General features: G+C 67.5%; 22 protein-coding genes. 3 read left to right on the top strand and 19 right to left on the bottom strand.

The genetic code is table 11. The features are described 5' to 3' along the window. Nucleotides 1–16: 16 nt before the first annotated feature. The 3 genes from ACZ7GZ_RS31505 to dcd form a co-directional block, all read right to left on the bottom strand. The gene (locus tag ACZ7GZ_RS31505) at nucleotides 17–370 is read right to left on the bottom strand and encodes a hypothetical protein (RefSeq protein ID WP_471029350.1); all 354 of its coding nucleotides are present in this window, start codon (nucleotides 368–370) and stop codon (nucleotides 17–19) included. A gap of 453 nt (nucleotides 371–823) precedes the next feature. Beyond that, the gene (locus ACZ7GZ_RS31500) at nucleotides 824–1261 is read right to left on the bottom strand and encodes a hypothetical protein (protein ID WP_471029347.1); all 438 of its coding nucleotides are present in this window, start codon (nucleotides 1259–1261) and stop codon (nucleotides 824–826) included. Between the two features lie 70 nt (nucleotides 1262–1331). Then, entirely contained in the window at nucleotides 1332–1913 is a 582-nt protein-coding gene (dcd, locus tag ACZ7GZ_RS31495; protein WP_471029346.1) for a dCTP deaminase, read from the bottom strand. 382 nt (nucleotides 1914–2295) lie between these two features. Here dcd and thyX point away from each other — a divergent pair, with 382 nt between their 5' ends. Then, nucleotides 2296–3003 (top strand): FAD-dependent thymidylate synthase, encoded by a 708-nt coding sequence (gene thyX, locus ACZ7GZ_RS31490; RefSeq protein ID WP_471029540.1) that lies wholly within the window; start codon nucleotides 2296–2298, stop codon nucleotides 3001–3003. A gap of 141 nt (nucleotides 3004–3144) precedes the next feature. On the opposite strand, the gene ACZ7GZ_RS31485 is transcribed toward thyX, so the two are convergent. The 10 genes from ACZ7GZ_RS31485 to ACZ7GZ_RS31440 form a co-directional block, all read right to left on the bottom strand. Then, nucleotides 3145–3423 carry a phage fiber-tail adaptor protein gene (locus tag ACZ7GZ_RS31485; RefSeq protein WP_471029343.1) on the bottom strand — a complete coding sequence of 93 codons (279 nt, stop codon included), beginning with the start codon at nucleotides 3421–3423 and terminating at the stop codon, nucleotides 3145–3147. Between the two features lie 5 nt (nucleotides 3424–3428). Beyond that, nucleotides 3429–4586 carry a hypothetical protein gene (locus ACZ7GZ_RS31480; protein ID WP_471029341.1) on the bottom strand — a complete coding sequence of 386 codons (1158 nt, stop codon included), beginning with the start codon at nucleotides 4584–4586 and terminating at the stop codon, nucleotides 3429–3431. A 28-nt stretch (nucleotides 4587–4614) separates the two neighbouring features. Next, nucleotides 4615–5061 (bottom strand): hypothetical protein, encoded by a 447-nt coding sequence (locus ACZ7GZ_RS31475; RefSeq protein ID WP_471029338.1) that lies wholly within the window; start codon nucleotides 5059–5061, stop codon nucleotides 4615–4617. A gap of 99 nt (nucleotides 5062–5160) precedes the next feature. Next, on the bottom strand, nucleotides 5161–5502 hold the full coding sequence (locus tag ACZ7GZ_RS31470) for a putative phage holin (protein ID WP_471029337.1): 342 nt from the start codon (nucleotides 5500–5502) through the stop codon (nucleotides 5161–5163). Next, nucleotides 5502–5735: a DUF7620 family protein gene (locus tag ACZ7GZ_RS31465; protein WP_471029335.1), complete on the bottom strand. Its 234-nt coding sequence runs from the start codon at nucleotides 5733–5735 to the stop codon at nucleotides 5502–5504. Before ACZ7GZ_RS31465 ends, ACZ7GZ_RS31470 begins: the two co-directional genes overlap by 1 nt. Then, nucleotides 5710–6042 (bottom strand): hypothetical protein, encoded by a 333-nt coding sequence (locus tag ACZ7GZ_RS31460; RefSeq protein WP_471029333.1) that lies wholly within the window; start codon nucleotides 6040–6042, stop codon nucleotides 5710–5712. Before ACZ7GZ_RS31460 ends, ACZ7GZ_RS31465 begins: the two co-directional genes overlap by 26 nt. A gap of 80 nt (nucleotides 6043–6122) precedes the next feature. Next, nucleotides 6123–6488, bottom strand: coding sequence for a hypothetical protein (locus ACZ7GZ_RS31455; RefSeq protein WP_471029331.1), 366 nt, complete (start codon nucleotides 6486–6488; stop codon nucleotides 6123–6125). A gap of 10 nt (nucleotides 6489–6498) precedes the next feature. Further along, nucleotides 6499–6849, bottom strand: coding sequence for a hypothetical protein (locus ACZ7GZ_RS31450; protein WP_471029330.1), 351 nt, complete (start codon nucleotides 6847–6849; stop codon nucleotides 6499–6501). Next, entirely contained in the window at nucleotides 6846–7754 is a 909-nt protein-coding gene (locus ACZ7GZ_RS31445; RefSeq protein WP_471029328.1) for a peptidoglycan-binding domain-containing protein, read from the bottom strand. The genes ACZ7GZ_RS31450 and ACZ7GZ_RS31445 overlap by 4 nt, the downstream gene beginning before the upstream one ends. A gap of 1 nt (nucleotide 7755) precedes the next feature. Continuing rightward, nucleotides 7756–8685, bottom strand: a complete 930-nt coding sequence (locus tag ACZ7GZ_RS31440) for a hypothetical protein (protein WP_471029326.1) — start codon at nucleotides 8683–8685, stop codon at nucleotides 7756–7758. A 176-nt stretch (nucleotides 8686–8861) separates the two neighbouring features. On the opposite strand from ACZ7GZ_RS31440, the gene ACZ7GZ_RS31435 reads away from it, so the two are divergent. Next, on the top strand, nucleotides 8862–9233 hold the full coding sequence (locus ACZ7GZ_RS31435) for a hypothetical protein (protein ID WP_471029325.1): 372 nt from the start codon (nucleotides 8862–8864) through the stop codon (nucleotides 9231–9233). Between the two features lie 41 nt (nucleotides 9234–9274). Further along, nucleotides 9275–9523 (top strand): hypothetical protein, encoded by a 249-nt coding sequence (locus ACZ7GZ_RS31430; protein WP_471029324.1) that lies wholly within the window; start codon nucleotides 9275–9277, stop codon nucleotides 9521–9523. A 1-nt stretch (nucleotide 9524) separates the two neighbouring features. Here the strand turns inward: ACZ7GZ_RS31430 and ACZ7GZ_RS31425 are convergent, their stop codons facing one another. The 6 genes from ACZ7GZ_RS31425 to ACZ7GZ_RS31400 all read right to left on the bottom strand — a co-directional run bounded on the left by ACZ7GZ_RS31425 (nucleotide 9525) and on the right by ACZ7GZ_RS31400 (nucleotide 16364). Further along, nucleotides 9525–9806, bottom strand: a complete 282-nt coding sequence (locus ACZ7GZ_RS31425) for a hypothetical protein (RefSeq protein WP_471029323.1) — start codon at nucleotides 9804–9806, stop codon at nucleotides 9525–9527. Then, nucleotides 9806–11368 (bottom strand): NlpC/P60 family protein, encoded by a 1563-nt coding sequence (locus tag ACZ7GZ_RS31420; RefSeq protein WP_471029321.1) that lies wholly within the window; start codon nucleotides 11366–11368, stop codon nucleotides 9806–9808. Before ACZ7GZ_RS31420 ends, ACZ7GZ_RS31425 begins: the two co-directional genes overlap by 1 nt. A 1-nt stretch (nucleotide 11369) precedes the next feature. Then, on the bottom strand, nucleotides 11370–13163 hold the full coding sequence (locus ACZ7GZ_RS31415) for a glycosyl hydrolase family 28-related protein (RefSeq protein WP_471029319.1): 1794 nt from the start codon (nucleotides 13161–13163) through the stop codon (nucleotides 11370–11372). A gap of 62 nt (nucleotides 13164–13225) precedes the next feature. Next, nucleotides 13226–14239 carry a hypothetical protein gene (locus ACZ7GZ_RS31410; RefSeq protein ID WP_471029318.1) on the bottom strand — a complete coding sequence of 338 codons (1014 nt, stop codon included), beginning with the start codon at nucleotides 14237–14239 and terminating at the stop codon, nucleotides 13226–13228. Nucleotides 14240–14241: 2 nt separating this feature from the next. Further along, nucleotides 14242–15414 carry a siphovirus ReqiPepy6 Gp37-like family protein gene (locus tag ACZ7GZ_RS31405; RefSeq protein WP_471029316.1) on the bottom strand — a complete coding sequence of 391 codons (1173 nt, stop codon included), beginning with the start codon at nucleotides 15412–15414 and terminating at the stop codon, nucleotides 14242–14244. Nucleotides 15415–15428: 14 nt separating this feature from the next. Then, nucleotides 15429–16364 (bottom strand): phage distal tail protein, encoded by a 936-nt coding sequence (locus tag ACZ7GZ_RS31400; RefSeq protein WP_471029315.1) that lies wholly within the window; start codon nucleotides 16362–16364, stop codon nucleotides 15429–15431. Between the last annotated feature and the right edge of the window lie 110 nt (nucleotides 16365–16474).

Below are 16474 nucleotides of genomic sequence, written 5' to 3'. Positions count from 1 at the left end.
TATCCGACGCCACGCGTCATGATCTTCCGGAACGGGCCACCCGTCGATCCGGGGTCTCCACGGCCGTGCTGACGGCAATGGGTGATCCTGTCGCCCGGAACTCGCAACGCTTGTCGTTGTACTTCCAGAGCGCCCCCGGCATGCCGCAGTCCGCGACCACGGGATGCCGGTCGTCGTACATCCACCGACGCTGGATCAACTCCATGTGGACGTCGCAGGTGAAGCTGTTATCGAGGTCGCCGTCCCACATGACATGCCAGGCGGCGGGAACTCCGCAGTACTCGCTCGCGGTGGTCGGCTTGTATCCGCAGGTCTGGTCACCCGGAGTGCGGGGCTGCCCTTTGGGCACGAAGGGGTCCAGTGAGGTCATGTGCCCATGCTCGCGTCCCGAGGCGGAGGTGTTCCCCCTGATGCCTGCCAGACCGAGAGTAGGAACATTACTAAGAGCCAGCGTGCACGTTGCCCCTACTTTCGTGCCGCCTCCAGCTCGTCGGGCAACAGCCCGGCCTCACGGAGCATGGCGGCTTGGTGCCCGGGCAGAGACTTCCCCAACTCGGACCAACCGCACAGGCAGCCACCACGATGACGTTGGTGAGCGATGAGGATCAGCTCAGCAGCCTGCAACTTAGAGTCCATTACCGACAGTCTGACTTCGCTGCCGTCGGTCGTTCCCCTGCTGCCGAGCCGCAAGGGGAGCTTATCGCGAATGACGAAGCGTCAGATTCTTCGTCAGGAGCGATTCTCCGCTCGAGGTCCCAGCCGCAAACGCATCAGTGCCCCGCCTGAGGGGAGCGAGCGGGGCGCCATCATGCGAGCTGCAGCGCTACTGGGGGCGCCCCAGAGACCAGCCCTGTACGTCGGCGATACGCGCACGCCACAGCGGGCGCGACGGGCCCTGTGGCGTGACCCCCTCCATGCTGCCCACGTAATTCGTGATGAACTTCGCGTCCATCAGGTGCAGGAACTGCATCGGCCGGTCCGAATCCTGCTCTGCCAGGACCTCTTCGACTGAGTCAACGGCACCCGAAATAACGTCCGAGCTACCGCCGATCGTCGCCAGCCAGGCCTTGAACTCGTCCCGCCACCTGCTGTGGCTGATCAGCTCTCCGGCGACCAGCGCCCCGCCCACCTGCAGGGTCACGCTCAGGGCGGACCTGTTGGTTTCGTCGTCCTCCAGCATTGACGCGATGACCATCAGGTACACGTCCCGGACTGGGTCAGGAATCACCACATGACTGTGCTTGTGGGTCTCCTCGCTCACAGTTCACCACCCCACCTCTTGAAGATCTCCGGTGAGGCCACGCTATCCGGCGCAACTGACAAAGAGGAGATCAAGAGGGCAGGACTGTGCGGTGAAAGTTCCGCCATGACCGGGACGCGGTCGGCCCTCGCTGCCCTTGATAACGCGATCCTCGCTCCTTGGAGCCGTAGGGGAACTCGGCTGGGCCGGTCATCTGGAAGACGGCGAGCTGGCCCACCTTCATGCCCGGCCACAGCAAGATCGGCAGGGTGGCGAGGTTGGACAGCTCAAGCGTGATGTGGCCCTCGAAGCCGGGGTCGATAAAGCCGGCCGTGGAGTGCGTGACCAGGCCCAGCCGCCCCAGCGACGACTTCCCCTCCAGCCGCGCGGCCAGGTCGTCGGGCAGGGACACCCGCTCGAAGGTGGAGGCAAGGACGAACTCCCCCGGGTGCAGCACGAACGGCTCGCCGCCCTGGACCTGTACGAGCCGCGTCAGGTCCGACTGTTCCACCGCCGGGTCAATGCAGGTGTGCCGGTGATTTTCGAAGACCAGGAAGTTGCGGTCGAGCCGCACGTCGATGGACGCTGGCTGCAGCATCGCCACGTCATACGGCGTGACACCGAGCCGGCGGGCGGTTATCGCCTCGTGGAGGTCTCTGTCGGAGAGGAGCACCCGCAGAGCATAAGCGCAGGTCGCACCCACGCTTCCCTCGCTCGGAGGGGAGGCCGTACCGTTTCCTCAGGCCTGCCAGCTACTTCCCGACGCTAGCCCGCCACGCCTCCAGCTCCGCGTGGCAGACGACGCACAGCGGGTTGCCGCCGTGACCGTAGCGCTGGGTGAGTTGCTGACAGTGTGCGCACGGGCCGACCTGAGACGGCGGGCACGTCGGCAGAGGCGGCTTGGGTCTGACGGAGGGGGCAGAGCTACTCACGGTTCCATCGTACGTTCGATTGCTTCGTGCGGAGGGAACGCCGCTGGCGCGACGCGGAACACTGAGGGCTTACCGCGCCTCTCTTCCGGATCGGAGCCGCCCGTGTCCGCCCCTGCCGTGCCCATGTTTCGTGGCGACGTCACCGTCGAGCTGGTGAAGTCCAGCGCTTCGGACGCCGACGTCCTCTTCGCCGCGCGGGTCTCGACCGCCGGCGAGCAGTCCCTCGACGAGCTGAAGAAGGACCCAGAGCGTTCCAAGGGCCTGATCAACTACCTGATGCGGGACAGGCACGGAAGCCCGTTCGAGCACACGTCGATGACGTTCCTGATCAGTGCCCCGATCTTCGTGTTCCGGGAGTTCCACCGCCACCGGGCCGGCTGGTCGTACAACGAGGAGTCCGGCCGCTACCGGGAACTCCAGCCCGTCTTCTACCTGCCCGGCGCGGACCGCAAGCTCGTCCAGGAAGGCCGGCCCGGGAAGTACGAGTTCGTCGCGGGCACCCCAGAGCAGTTCGAGCTGGTGTACCGGACGATGGTGGACTCCTACCGGCAGGCGTACGACGCCTACCAGAAGATGCTCGCCGGAGGCGCCGCGCGGGAGGTGGCTCGGTCGGTGCTTCCGGTGGGCTTGTACTCGTCGATGTACGCGACTACAAACGCCCGGGCCCTCATGCACTTCCTATCCCTGCGTACCACCCACCCCAACGCCAAGGTCAAGAGCCACCCCCAGCGTGAGATCGAGATGGTCGGCGAGAAGATGGAAGCCGAGTGGGCGAAGCTCATGCCACTCACTTACGCCACCTTCAACGCCAACGGCAGGATCGCCCCGTGAGAGACCGGGTGGCTCACGCTCTCGGTCATTGCGCCCCCCGCCGAGTCCGCATCCGGCGGCCGGACGACCCGCTCACCGCGACGCCAGCCGGACCATGATCAACCTCAACGGCACATTCTGTACCGCAACTACTCACACCCGTCAACGGTCGCTGATCGTCAGATAGATCGACCGTTCGTCGACCAGTCCCCCGACAGTGGTGATCTGGCAGACCATCCTGTAGGCGGCGTTGAGGTCCCCGCCCGATACCCGCTGGGTGACGGTGGCGTTGTCAACGACGGGCGCCCCGACGGCCGTCAGTCCGTCAGGAACGGTGACCGTTGCAGAGCTGATGGTGTCGGCGACATCGGCGAGCCATGCGGACCAGTCCCAGCTGTAATCCAACCGCGCTGCGGGGTCCTTGACGTAACTGTTCGACACGCGGACTACCTCTCGACTGTCAGGGTGCGGTGCTCGGCAGCCACGGCAAGCCGTCGGCGCTCGGCGGGGATCCTGTAGGTGCGCTCAGGGCTCGGCACGATGGTGGACGGAACGATGAGCGGGCGCGCCGTATCAATCTGGACCGCAGTCCCCAGGGTGGCGGTCTTGGTACCCGTGAGCTGCAGCGGCGTCTCGACCGCGCCAGCTACACCAAGCGTCTGGGCCGACCCGGCCGCCAAGGGCTGAGCAGTATCGGACTCACCCGCGTCCGGCAGTGGCGCCGCCTTGACCCCGGTGAGGGCTTGCGCGGTGACGGATTCCACCGCGGGACCGAGTACGGCTGTCTTGCTGCCGGCGAGAGGCTGCGCTGCCTCGGATACGCCGACCGGGCTCAGGGCCGCGGACTTCGAGCCTGTGATTGGCTGTGCTGATTCGGTGGCTGCTGCGGCCCCGAGCAGGCCCGTCTTGGCGCCGCCCAGTTGCTGCGCCGTCTCGGAGGTGCCAGTCGTCCCCAAGGTGACGGTCTTTGCGCCGGTGACAGGCTGCGCTGCCTCAGAGGAGGCGGCGATCCCGAGCGTGGCCGCCTTGCTGCCGGTCAGCGGCTGTGCGCTCTCGGAGGCAGACGCGATACCCAGGGTGGCGCCTGCGGTGACGTCCGCGGCGGAGAAGTCGTCGTAGCGGATTGCGCCCGCCGAATCGGAGCGGATTCCGACGTTCGTGCCAGTTGTCACGGCCGAGTTGACGACCGAGATCCTCTCAACGCCGTTGAGGAAGGCTTTGATCGTCGTACCGACGGCCTGGATCTTCGCGACGTCGCCTGCCGCGGCGGCTACAGCGTAGGTGCCGATCACGGTGAAGGATCCGCCGACGACCGAGAAAAGATCCCAGCTGGATCCGTTGTTGCGAAAGAGATAGCCCTGGCTGATGTTGGAGTTGCCGCGGCACCAGACCCCTTGGCTGGCTACCGTGGTTGCGGCGATCGTGACCTGGGCGTAGTGGTCGTTGGTCGCCATCGTGCTGGCGGCGCGCAGGATGATCGTGCCGCCAGCTGCGCCCGGCGAGAGTTGACTGGAGACGATCGACCAGTCTCCGGAGACCTCCACCCATCCTGCGCCCAAGTCGGTGGAGTTGGCGCGGTTGAAGTCGTCACTGAAGCTCGCCACGGCATGCTCCCGCCCGGGTTGCTCGCCGCTACGCGGCGGAGCTGGCCCGGAAGAAGTCCGCGACGCTCAGGATGAAATTGTTCCCGTCGGGCGACCAGGTCACGTCGTGCTTGGTGAGCGGGATCAGGTCGGCGTCCGTGCCCGTAGTGGTGTCCGGGTCGTAGCAGATCACCATTGCTCCGATCGCGTTCCCGGTCGGCGCTGTCCAGGTGACGTCGGCGCAGTCGATGGCCACCCGGTCGTTGGTGTTGTCGACGGTGACGGTGACGCTGGTGAGCGTCTTCCTGCCGACGGTGGTCTGTTCGTTCGTGGTTCCCGCGACTAGTGAGGCGAGATCAGTTTTGTCACGCAGGACGGCATCTGTCTCGAGCCCGCTGCTCTCCAGCGGCACCATGATCAGCGCGTCATTAGCGGCGGGCAGGCTGGCGTAGTAGGCGAGCTTCCCGAGGGCGATGTTGAAGGTGATGTTGGCCATGCTGTGTCACTCCAGATCTCACGGTAGGAACGTGCCCGGTCGGGGATCGCCGTGACCGTGGCGATACCAGCAGGCATATAGGAGGCTCCTAGGAGCAGTTCAGGCGGGCGGGCCGCTCTGGTCCCGACCCGGTTTGAGCAGGGCGCCACGTTGCTGGGCGCTGAGGACCATACGGGTGCGCTGGATGACCAGTACGGCAATGAACAGCAGCAACAGGGTGCGGGCCGATCGCAGGACCGTGGCGATAGTGCCGGTCGGCCAGACGGTGACGAGGACCGTGTACAGGCACAGGGCACCAATGGTGATCGTGAAGGTCATCAGGTGGCGGCCCACGCGGGTGGACCGCCACGGGGCGTGCCGGTGGTAGACAACAGCGAAGACGGCACAGCACAGGGTGACCAGACCCGATGCTGTGAGGTTGGCGAGCTGGGAGCAGTTCATCAGTTACGGCCTCCCTCCAAAGCAGCGCGGAACAGTTCCGCGAAATGGTTTCGTTCGCGCTCCCAGGCAAGTCGCGAGGTGCGCTTGGTCACGGCCGGCCAGTTGGCGCTGATCTCCTGGCGGGCGTGACGCGACCGGTTCAGTGCCGACTCGGCTTCCCGCAGGCCCGGTGTCTTGCCGTGGGTCTCCGAGCGTTGCGGGGCGGGCTTAGGACGGCGGCGCAGCAACCTCATCCATCGCATCCCCTGGCACCTCCCCTCGTAGTGCGCGCAGGACGTGGTCGGCGACACGGGACAGCTCCAACAGTTCCCCGACCTGTGCCTGCGCTTCGATTCGTGCTGCCTCGCTCTCCCGGTGGGCGTTGCGCCACGCGTCCCGCTCGGCAGCGAGTTCAGCGAGGCGGGCATCGCGGTCCTTGCGGACGTCCTCAAGGACCGCGCGAGAGACGAGACCTCCCCGGAGGATGAGCAGCACGATGAGGGTGACGAGGGCAGCAGCGCCGCCCTGAACGAGGACGTTCATGCCCGTCATCTCGGTCACCGGTGCCGCTCCTCATGGTGGTGGGGGGACACGCTGCCGCCGCGGCAAGACGGCGGCCGGCGTGCCGGACTCTTCACGGGTCAGGCCGCAGCCTTGATGGGGCTGGACTGCTCCAGCCGGGTGGACGACAGGGGCGGGGTCACCATGAAGCGCTCCACCACGGCGAGGAGGGCCGCGATAGTCGCCATCCACAGGGCCTGCCGGTCGGCGGACCAGTCCAGGCCGAGACCGACGAACAGGCTCATGACGGCCTGGGCGAGCTGCAGCAGGGCGGCACCCCAGGCGCCGTTCTTCGCGACGATCGCGATGATGAGCGCGACCACGCCGGCGGCGATGGCGTTGATGGCGGTCTGGACGCCGGCGGAGACGTTCAGTTCGTAGCCGGCGAGCTTGACGAGGGCGGCGACGAAGCCCAGGAGCAGGGCGGGTTCACGACCGAAGAGCATGGGGTTCCTTTCAGATGGGTTGGGCGAGGGAGCGGTAGCCGATGACGGTGCCGTCGGTAGTGGTGACCTCGTCGTGGGTGACGAGGAGGTCGGCGCGCCGCTGCAGAGCGAGAGCGACCTCGAGCGGGACGATGAGGAAGACGCCGTCGCGGGCTGCTGGCAGGTTGGCGGCGTGCCCGTACTCGGTCAGCTCGAGTGGGACGTCGTCCTGCATGGTGCTGACCAGCGGCAGCGGTTCGAGGGCGGCGGCCTGCGGAGCCGGGTCGAAGGTTTGCCTCAGCCCGAGGTCGAGGTCGTCGACCCCGTTGGGGCGGTCCGCGTTGTAGATGCGGACCACCCGAGGTGTCAGATTGTCGATCACGCGGTGACCTCGAAACCGTGCTTGGCACCCAGCTTCTTCAGGGAGGCCTCGCCGGGGATGCCGTCCGCAGCGGTCCCGATGTAGCCCAGCCGCTTCTGCCATCCCCGGTAGGCGGACACCGTCTTCGTCCCGAAGGAACCGTCGACGTACTGGGAGGCGAGCAAGCCCTCGGCCTTCAGTGCCCGCTCCACCAGCAGAACCTCAGCCCTGTAGGAGGTGTGGCCCTGCGCGGCCGCCGGGTCGTGCTGGGCGGCGTACACGACGTGCCTCAAGGAGACACTCGGCTTGGTGGAAGGCGTGGGCGGCTTGGATGGAGTGACGTTCACGAACGCCGGCCATGAGCCCGGATCCTGGTGGGTGTTCTCCGGGACCTGGCTGTGTCCATACCAGCCGCCCTGCGTCTCCCACACCGACTCGGAGCGGTGCGGGGTGAAGTCGATGGGCCGGCCCATGGGCCAGGTGTTCGGGACGCCCCAGGAGTGCACCCAGTCCTGCAGCTGCTGCCAGCCCTTGCACGGGGTGTCGGACAGCTTGGCGTACACCTTGCCGTCAACCCTGCAGTAGGGGAAGAACAAGGCCTCGATTTGGATCACAACCCGACCGGCTCTGTTGGTCCTCGTTCCGCCGGACAGGTCCACGACCGACTTCGACCGGGAGTCGGCCGGGAAGAACTGGGCGAACTCCCCGGTGAACGGCGACCACAGGATATGGGGGGCCATGCCGGCGCCGCTGCCGCTGAAGTACGCCTTGAGGTTCGCGAACGGCACCAGGTCCTGCGGGCTGGTCAGTGAGGCGTTGCGATCCCACGTGATGTGGGCGACCGCTTTGGGCGGATACTGGGTGTCGCAGGGGGCGTGGTCACCGACGTCCGTCTTGATGGCGCCCGGCATCCAGAGGTCTGCCATGTCAGATGTCCTTCGCGGCTTGGGTGACGTTGTTGTCGTGCGCCCACGCCTGCATCAGAGCCAGCGCCTGAACCAGGCGAGGATCCGCAGCAGGAGCGGGCGACGGAGGAGGGGTCGGCACCGGCGTGGGGGAAGGTGTCGGCTGAGGCTCCGGGATCGGGTTCTTCTCGCCCGTGAGCGCGGCGAACTGCTGGCCCAGGGCGTAGAAGGACGGGGCGCCGGTGAAGTACGCGGCGGCCCTGGTGAGTCCGTCGGCGTCCAGGACCACCCACGCCTCGTCGACGTACTTCTTCCAGAAGCGTTCGGTCATCTCGGCTTCGGCGCCCCAGGTGACGAGGCCGAACTTGCCGTTGCCGTAGGCGCCGACGATGACGCAGTGCCCCCCCGCTGGCTTCGCGCCGCGCACGATGTCCCAGACCTGGCCCTGGTCGAACTGGTCCATGGCGGAGTCGGGGAAGCTCATCCCGACGTACACGGTGCCGAAGACGCTGATGGCCTGCTTGACCTCGGCGAGGTTGGAGACGTCCAGGGAGGCGTAAGCCACGATCTTGTGACCCTCAAGGCCCGTCGTGCGCCAGCACTTGAGGACGTCCTGGCAGTAGGCACCCGTGTCGCTGTTGGGGTCGGACGGGGTGTAACCGGTGATGGCCGAGTACATGCCGAGGACGTTCTTCTCGGACGGCATCACCTCGGTGCCCGAGCCGTAGAACGTCAGTTGGTTGACCATGTGGCCGACGCCCGCGCAGGTGCAGCAGCCAACACGGTCATTGGCGTACATGGGCCAGCGGATGCTGTCGGACTGCCAGTCGCAGGAGGCCGGTGGCGCAGCGAGACGCTCGCGGAGCACGTCGGACAGCTTCAGTTGAGGCCGCGCCGGCTGTGCGGGGAGCTTGCCGAGCGGGTACGTGCTGGGGGCGGACGTGGACTCCACCGACCTTCCCTCGCCTTCGAATCGAAGAAATCTTGGCTAGATTTCAGTCATTTTCAAGGCTAGCGGTTATGGTGGTGGTTGTTTCCTCCGCTCAGAGGGACAGCCTGGCGGGCCACGGCGTGCGGACACCGTGGCCCGCCAGCACACGTCCGCACCGTCCGCGCGGGAGGCTCCAGTTGTCCGCACTGTTTCAGGGGTATGTAATGACCGCCGCGGTACTAGGGCTGTCTGCGTACACGCTTCTCACCACGACCCGCCGCCGCGCAGCGACCAACCGCGGCGCCCAGCACGGCAGCAGCCCCTCGGCCGCTTACATCGAGATCGTGGAGAAGGGGCGTGCCACCGACGACACCCTGGCTGGCAGCCTGGTCGTCCCCAACGACGTCCGTATCAATGGAGTCTCGTTGGCCGTCCCGGAAGACCGGCCGATCGTCGTGCACGAGATGGTGTACGACAAGCAGGCAGGCGAAGCGGTCGCCTGCGTGACTCTGACCCTGTTCGCACGTCGCGTCACCATCGCTGCCGAGAGCGACCTCACGGACGGCTAGCCGGGGGGAACGATCCGCCTGGGCGTTCGTACGCTCGCGGTATGGCACAGAGCCCCGTCCGCACCGTCGTACTCGCCCGCAACCTCGCCGAGTTCCACGCCTGGTGCCGCCAGACCGGTACCAGCCCCCGCGACCGCAGCGTCCTCTACGTCTCCGGCCCCCACGCTCTGCGCGGCCTGCAGGATGTGGAGATAGTCCGTCATGGCATGTGGTGGGATCGCCTGGACGAAGCCGCCCTCGCGGCTGCGCTGGCCGAACTGGAGTGCCGCCACGCCCCCCAGCCGGTCTAGCTCACGCCACGGCGACCTTCAGCTCGATCGGCGCCCCGTACGCAGCGCGGAACTGGTCCGGCGTCCACGTACGGCCAGCCGCGAGGAACACCGGGTCGAGCCGCATTCCCCCTGCCGCGTCCGGATCGATGACCTGCGCCCAGGCCACCACGCTGCCCGTGCTCGGCACGTTGGCGGCGATGTCGGCGGTCGCATACGCCAGCACGCGAAGCCCGGCCGGGGCCGCCACGAACCCCGCCACGGCCAGGGCCGGAGACTGCTCGGCGGTGGAGATGATGGGCATCAGAGCCTCCGGATGATCCGAAGCCGAGTGGCGTAGGTGCCGGTGCCGTCCAGGGCGGAGGAGCCGCCGAGGTCGGACATGGTCGGCCCGTTCACCGTTTTCCGGGAGGAGATCATGCGGGGGTGGCCGCCGCTGTCCAGACCGAGGTAGATCCCGACGTGGTCGGTCTGCCCTTCCACGGGTTCGGTGACGTCCGCGTCAAAGACGACGACATCGCCTACCTGCAGGTTGGTGAGCGGCGGGGCGCTGCTGGTGCCCTGGGCGACGATGATGCCGGGCCCAGACGGTCCGATGTCGGCGCTGCGGCGGGGCAGGTTCAGGCCGTCAAAGTTGAGGTCGAAACTCATGGGGATGCCCATGTGCCGGCCGTAGACCTGGCGTACGAAGCCGGAGCAGTCCATGCAGTTCGTGATGGTGATGGACCCGTGGGGGAAGGTGCGTACTTCCCCGTTCGGGTAGGTCCAGCCCATGCCGATGTAGTCGTTCCAGTCGGAGAACTCGATGCGGGTGCCGTCGCTGGCGTTCGGCCCGTACAGGGACTGCCCGTACACCTGCAGGCCGGACAGGGCTGGGTCAGTGATGGCGGGCGCGCCGGTGATGTACATCATCGCGTAGCCGAGAACGTCGGGTGTGGTGTCGGTGGCCCAGGCGCGGATCTGCGCGGCGAGTGCCGAGGTCCAGGTACCGGTGAACGGGCTGCTCAGGACGCGGACCCACGTGTTGTGGGTGACGGCCGGCGGTGCGGACCAGGAGCAGGAGTTGACGATGAGCTGGTCGGCGTAGGCGTCGAAGGGGACGTTGGTGTTGCCGGTGGAGGCCACCGACCGGAAGCCGAGGCGTCCGGTGGTGAAGGTGCTGTCGGTGACGGTGTGCAGCCACGTTCCCGGTTCGGTGGTGCCGTCCTTCCACGCCCGGGCCTGCAGGGTGGTGCCGGTCTTCTTCACGCGGATCCACCACCAGTCGCCGGCGGTGTAGCCGGTGCCGACGGTGGTGAGCGCTCCGAGTGTGGTGGCTGTACCGGTCACCTCTTTGTCGAGGGCGAGCTGGATGGTGCCGGAGGTGGTGACGAGGAGCCGGCCCCGGTAGGCGTTGCTGCTGTCCTGGTAGGCGAAGGACAGGCCGACGGAAGCGCTGGCACCGGCCGGGGCGACGGCGAGGGCGACCTTGGCGGAGGCGTCGACGTCGGAGACGGCGTCGTCCTTGATGGACGCGTGCCGGGAGGTGTTGGTCACGTCGAGGTGGATGTGGGCTTTGGAGCCGTCGCAACTGAACAGGGAGTCGGTTCCGGTGACGTTGGACCACACGCCGCCGCCCGGTGACAGGCCGAGGCCGTTGGTGGTGGTGCGGGCGAAGTCATCGGTGAAGGTCCGCTTCGCCTCGGTGAACGTCCTTGTCTGGCCGCGCATCAGGACGGTCTTGGAGCCGACGGTCAAAGTGGCCAGAAGACCCTGAGCATCGGAGACCTGCAGCTGCTGTGGCGGTCCGGTCACCGTGGCCGTGCTCAGGTTCACGGGAGCCTGCTGGTAGGGGATGCGGTCGTCGATGACTGTGAGGGCGTCCATGTCACAGCCCCTGTACGTCGATCTGCACGGTGACGGCGGTGGGGCTGCCGACCACGCTGCGCACGGCTACTGCGAGCGTGTCGCCCGCCGCGACCGTGGTGTTCTGCAGCGTCGCTCCCGCCATCCACGTCGTGTTCGTGGACAGCGACAGGTCGGTGGTGATCAGGTCGGCGCCGTTCTTGGTCGCGTTGATAGTGGCCCCTGTTCCGCCGGAGCGGTAGCCGCGTACCGCGGTGACCGTGCACGCCTTCGGGGCCCGCCAGATCACATAGGTGGCGGCGCCGGTCGGGGCGTTGAAGACGAGGCCCTTCGTGGCGGTCGCGGTGGAGGGGAGGATCCGGGTGGGGCTGCTGGTGGTGCCGGTGGCGTAGGCGACGTTCGCGCCGAGCATCAGGGTGCCGGTGCTGGTGGAGTACAGGCCTTGGGTGTCGGCGTGCAGGTAGGCGTCGTTGACCTGAACGAGGGTGGCGGCGCCGGTGACCGCCAGGCCGTACTGAGGGCTGTTGGTGGAGCCGCCGCCGTCGTCGACGCCCGGGTAGCAGGTCATGTTGGTGACGATGACGGGCACGGTTGCCGCGGCGACGGCGAGCCCGGCGAAGCCTCCCCCGCCGGCGCCGCCGTTACGGCCGTCGCGGCGCGTCATCAGTCCCGTGATGACGATCGGGGTGTTGCCGGTGGCGTCGACGAGGACGCCGTGCTGCCCGTTGCGGTCCGTGCTGCAGCCGGTCATCTGCATGCCACCGGAGCCGGCCCAGTCACCCCAGGCGCCGGTGATGTGGTAGCCGTGGGAGCCGTTCCATTCGGCGCGGCAGGCGACGAGTTGCCCGTTGGTGCAGTTGGTGACGACAAAGCCCTGGGCCCAGCAGCCGATGACCTGGACGTCGTCCAGGGTGATGTCGGTGTTGCCGGTGAACAGGATGCCGTTGCTGTGGCACTGGTCGATCATCACGTGGTGCAGGCGCCACGAGAAGGGCAGCTTGCCGTCCGTCCGGGACGCGGTGACGATCCCGTTGTTCGGCATCTGCCTGATGCACACGTTCTCGAGGACGACGTTCTGCACGTTGCCCTTGGCGTACAGGCCGTCGATGCTCGAGCCGGTGAGCTGCGACCCGTCCAGCATCAGGTTGGTCAGGCGCTGCTCTCCCGAGATGTCGGGGTGGGTGCCGTCGGCGTCACCGATGATCTGCAGGACGCTCGTGCCGGTGAACGGGGTCTTCGGCTGGATGAAGCAGGGGTACTCCACTCCGGTCATACCCGGGCCGATCATGAGGTTGGCGTGGGCGCCGACCAGGCTGACGCCGTTGAGGAGGTCCAGGGTGGCGGTCGTCTTGTACACGCCGCGGGGGAAGTAGACGATGCCGCCGGGCGGGCAGGCGTTGATCGCGGACTGGATCGCTATGGTGTCGTCGGTGGTGCCATCGCCGGCCGCGCCGTAGCTGGTGACGATCAGCCAGTCCAGCGTCTTGCGTAGCTGAGCCGCGGGTACCTGTCCGCTGCTGTCCAGTGTGGCCAGCCCGTTCGGTGCGCCGGCCTCGGCCATGAACGCGGCGACGACGGCGCCGGTATCGACTGCGGACAGGGCATAGCGGCGGCCGTAGCCGAAGTCGACGTACAGGCTGGTGACACTGTCCGGGCCGAAGAACGCCACGGCGCCGTCACTGTCGGCGGTGACCGTCGTGATGGGGGTTCCGGTGAGGTCGGTGAGGTCGGTGAGCTGGGTGCCGCCGGTGACGGCGTCCCACACGGTTCCGACGGCTTCGGGCCGGAGAACGAGGCTGTTCCCGACTTTCTCCATGGCGTAGTCTGCGGGGCTCCCGCCGAATTCATGCCTGGCCACAGGTGTCTCGCTTTCTCGGCTCAGGCGAGCCAGTAGGAGCCGTCGATGGTGAGGTAGTCGCCGGTTCGGATGTTGAATGGCACGTTCGTGAACAGGGAGAATGAGTTCGGGATGGACGTGCTCGCGTTGCCGTTCGATGTGCCGTAGCGCAGGCGGGCGATCTTCCCGGTGCCCTCGCTGGGGAACGTGGCGGCCACGCCGACCGCGGATCCCTCGCCGTTGTTGCTGGTGTAGAACCAGTTGAAGAGGCAGCGGTGGATGGTGGTGCAGGGCAGGCCGGGCGGCAGAGACACGTTGATCGGGTCGTCCAGGGCCGCCGGGTTGCCGGTCGGGGACAGCTGGATGGTGACTTCGACCTTCTTGTTGACGACCTGGGCGCGCCCGTAGTTTTGCGAGCCGCTGCCCCAGTTGATGACCGTGCTGCCGCTGGTCCACACCGGGGTGTAGGTGAAATCCTTCAGTCCGACGCTGGCAAGCCACCGCCAGTCGGCTCCGTCACCGACGTACAGGTCGGTGCCCTCGATGAGGAGGGTGTTCTTCACGCTCGGGGGCCGCGTGGTGGGGGTGCTCGGGATGACGCCGCGGCCGGTGAAGTACCGCTTGTCGATGACGTTCGCCGCGGTTACGACGCTTGCGCCGGCGGCCACGGTGCACTGGGCGAGCGGGATTTCCCAGACGCCGTCCTCGACCTGGGTGAGGGTCGGCGGTGTGGTGCCGCCGGTCACGTACACCGCGGTGACCGAGTTGGCGGACTGGTCGGCGCGCAGCACGACCAGGTCGACACGGGCGGCGCCGCCGGCGTTAGCGGGCACGCTGAGGGTCTTGGTGGCGTCCAGGTGGTAGAAGAAGCCGTTCACGGTGGCCATGCCGGGCGCGACCGTGACGGTGCCTGCGCCGGAGCCGGTCACCTTCAGCACCGTGGAGGAGGGGTTTTCGGTGTGGACTCCGTCGGAGTTCCAGCGGCGGGCCATGCGGGACCACTGCAGTTCGGTGGTGATGCTGCTGGTGTCGAACGGGGCGGAGAACTCAGCCATGATCAGGCCGCCTTTCGGGTCTTGAGCCTGGTCACGTCCTTTTTGACCTGGGCGATGTAGGCGTAGATGCGGGCCACCGTGGACGTGCCCGTGGAATCGCCGCCGACGGTGGCGGTGACCTTGGTTCCGTCCGAGGCGGTGCAGGTCAGGGAGACCTCGCGGACGACGTCCGTGTACCAGTCGCCGCGGACCTCGGCGAAGACGGTGTCGCCCACGCTGTAGTCGCGGCCGTACCGCAGTTGGGGGATGTCGATCGGGGAGATGGACAGGGATCCCTGCCCTGCGCCGTTGGTGAGGGCCTCGGAGCCGGCCTGGTCCATCTGCGCAGTCAGGTCCACGGACGCGGTGTCGACGTTGGTGAGGTCGACGAACTGCTCGAGGACCAGGGTCGGGAAGATCGGATCAGTGCGGTCGTAGGTCTGGCACACCCGGGGGCTGCTGCCGCCGCCGGCCACGACGATGGCCCTGGTGCAGGTGGGCGGGGTGGTGGTGTAGGAGGCGTCGGTGAGGTTGCCGAGGCCGAACGCGAATCGGGCGTTGGCCCGGACGGTCGGCGTGTACACCTGGAACTGCAGGCCAGCGCCGACCTGTACGACTTTGAAGCCGAGCCCGGCGGCGTTGGCGATGTCCGTGATGACCGTAAGGAGGTTGTCGAACTGGTTGACCTGCCGGGTGATCGTCGGCCCGCGCAGCCCGTCCGACGCGAGCGTGAGCAGCGGGTTCTTCCGGGAGGTAAGCGCGCCCGGCCCTGCGTTGACGTTGACCAACGTCCGCATCCCTGTTTCGGCCTTGACCGCGGACAGTTTGTACACGGAGGCGGTCTGAGAACCGATCGCCGCGGCCGGAGAAGGCCAGCACGTGTACTGGGCCAGCAGCGTGGTGTCGTCGACGCCGCCCACGGTGAGCTTGCCGGATCCGCCGTCGCCGGAGGAACGGGACCAGTCCACCGTGCGGATCGGCCCGGACATGACCGTGTCCCCGCCCGCAGTACGAATGATCAGCCCGTTGCCCTCGACCAGCAGCGGCGCTTTGTCGCTGTCGGCGGACACTTCGAGGGTGTAGGCGCCGACGGCGTTGTAGCGGGGGATGACGGTGAGGGAGGTGTATTCGGCAACCTGGCCGAGCCGGTTGAGGTTGGCGTCGCGTACGTACACGCGCAGGATGCTGTCGTCCATGGGGTGTCCTCCTCTCAGGCGGCCAGGTAGCGGGGCTGGTAGGTCATGCGGACACGGGTGTCGGCCGTGGAGCCGGTCACCATCAGCGTGAGGTCGTTGCTGCCGGGCTCAAGGGCCCACATCGTGGAAGCGTCGGTCAGGTCGCCCCACAGGTTCGTTGTCCCGTTCAGGAGTGCGGTCTGCTGCCGCTCCCGGGTGTCGATGACGACGGTGTCCCCGATGGTGATGGTGTGGCTGAGGACGAGGACCTCGCCGGTGGTGACGTTGGTGAGGCTGATGGCGGTGGCCGGGCCGGTGACGGTCCAGACGGGGAAGGCGGTGTCGTCGCCGTCGTTGTCGACCGTCACGCTGCCGAGGACTTGGGAGTTACCGACCACCAGGGGCAGGACCGGGAAGAAGCTGCCGGTGACGGCGGTCCGCCACTCGGTGGTGACCTCGGCGCCTAGCCAGAACGGTGATGGGCAGGCGAACGTGAGCACGCCCATGCACCAGCGGGCGCCGGCCGCATCCAGAGATTCGTCGCCTTCGAGGCCTGCGCTGTAGCAGGCGGCGATGGTGCGGGCGCTGCCGTCGGCCTGCGTCACCGTCAGCGTGCCCAGCCCACGCTTCGGGTTCAGGGAGCGGATGAGGGTGCGCCTGCGGGTGAGGTAGGCGGCGCGGGAGTCGTCAGCCCAGAACGCGATCGGAAGGGCGATCTCTTTGCCGCCGGCGCGGACCTGGCGGATGGCGTAGCCGTCGATCCCGGGGCTTTCGTCCTGGCTGAATGCGTAGGTGGGCATGTCGAGGCCTTTGGCGCCGGGCTGCAGCACCCAGCCGTTGGCCCAGTCGTTGAACTTTGTGGTCGCTCCGGCGGGGTCGGTGAACCACACCTGGGGCATCTCGTTGATGCGGGTGGGCCACGGTACGCCGGGCGGCTGCTCCGGGACGCTGGCGGCTACGAGGATGGGCACGGTCAGCCTCCCACTACGACGGGCCGGTGCAGCGCGTCCTCGAGGGCCAGCGCGGCAAGGATGGATTGGCGGGAGGCCTGCTCGCGGACGGTGGCGTTGTAGTTCAGCAC

It is taken from the genome of Streptomyces sp. NPDC037288, from assembly GCF_055603265.1.
Note: the sequence above shows the minus strand (reverse complement) of the source record. Positions and strands in the feature narration are given on the sequence as shown.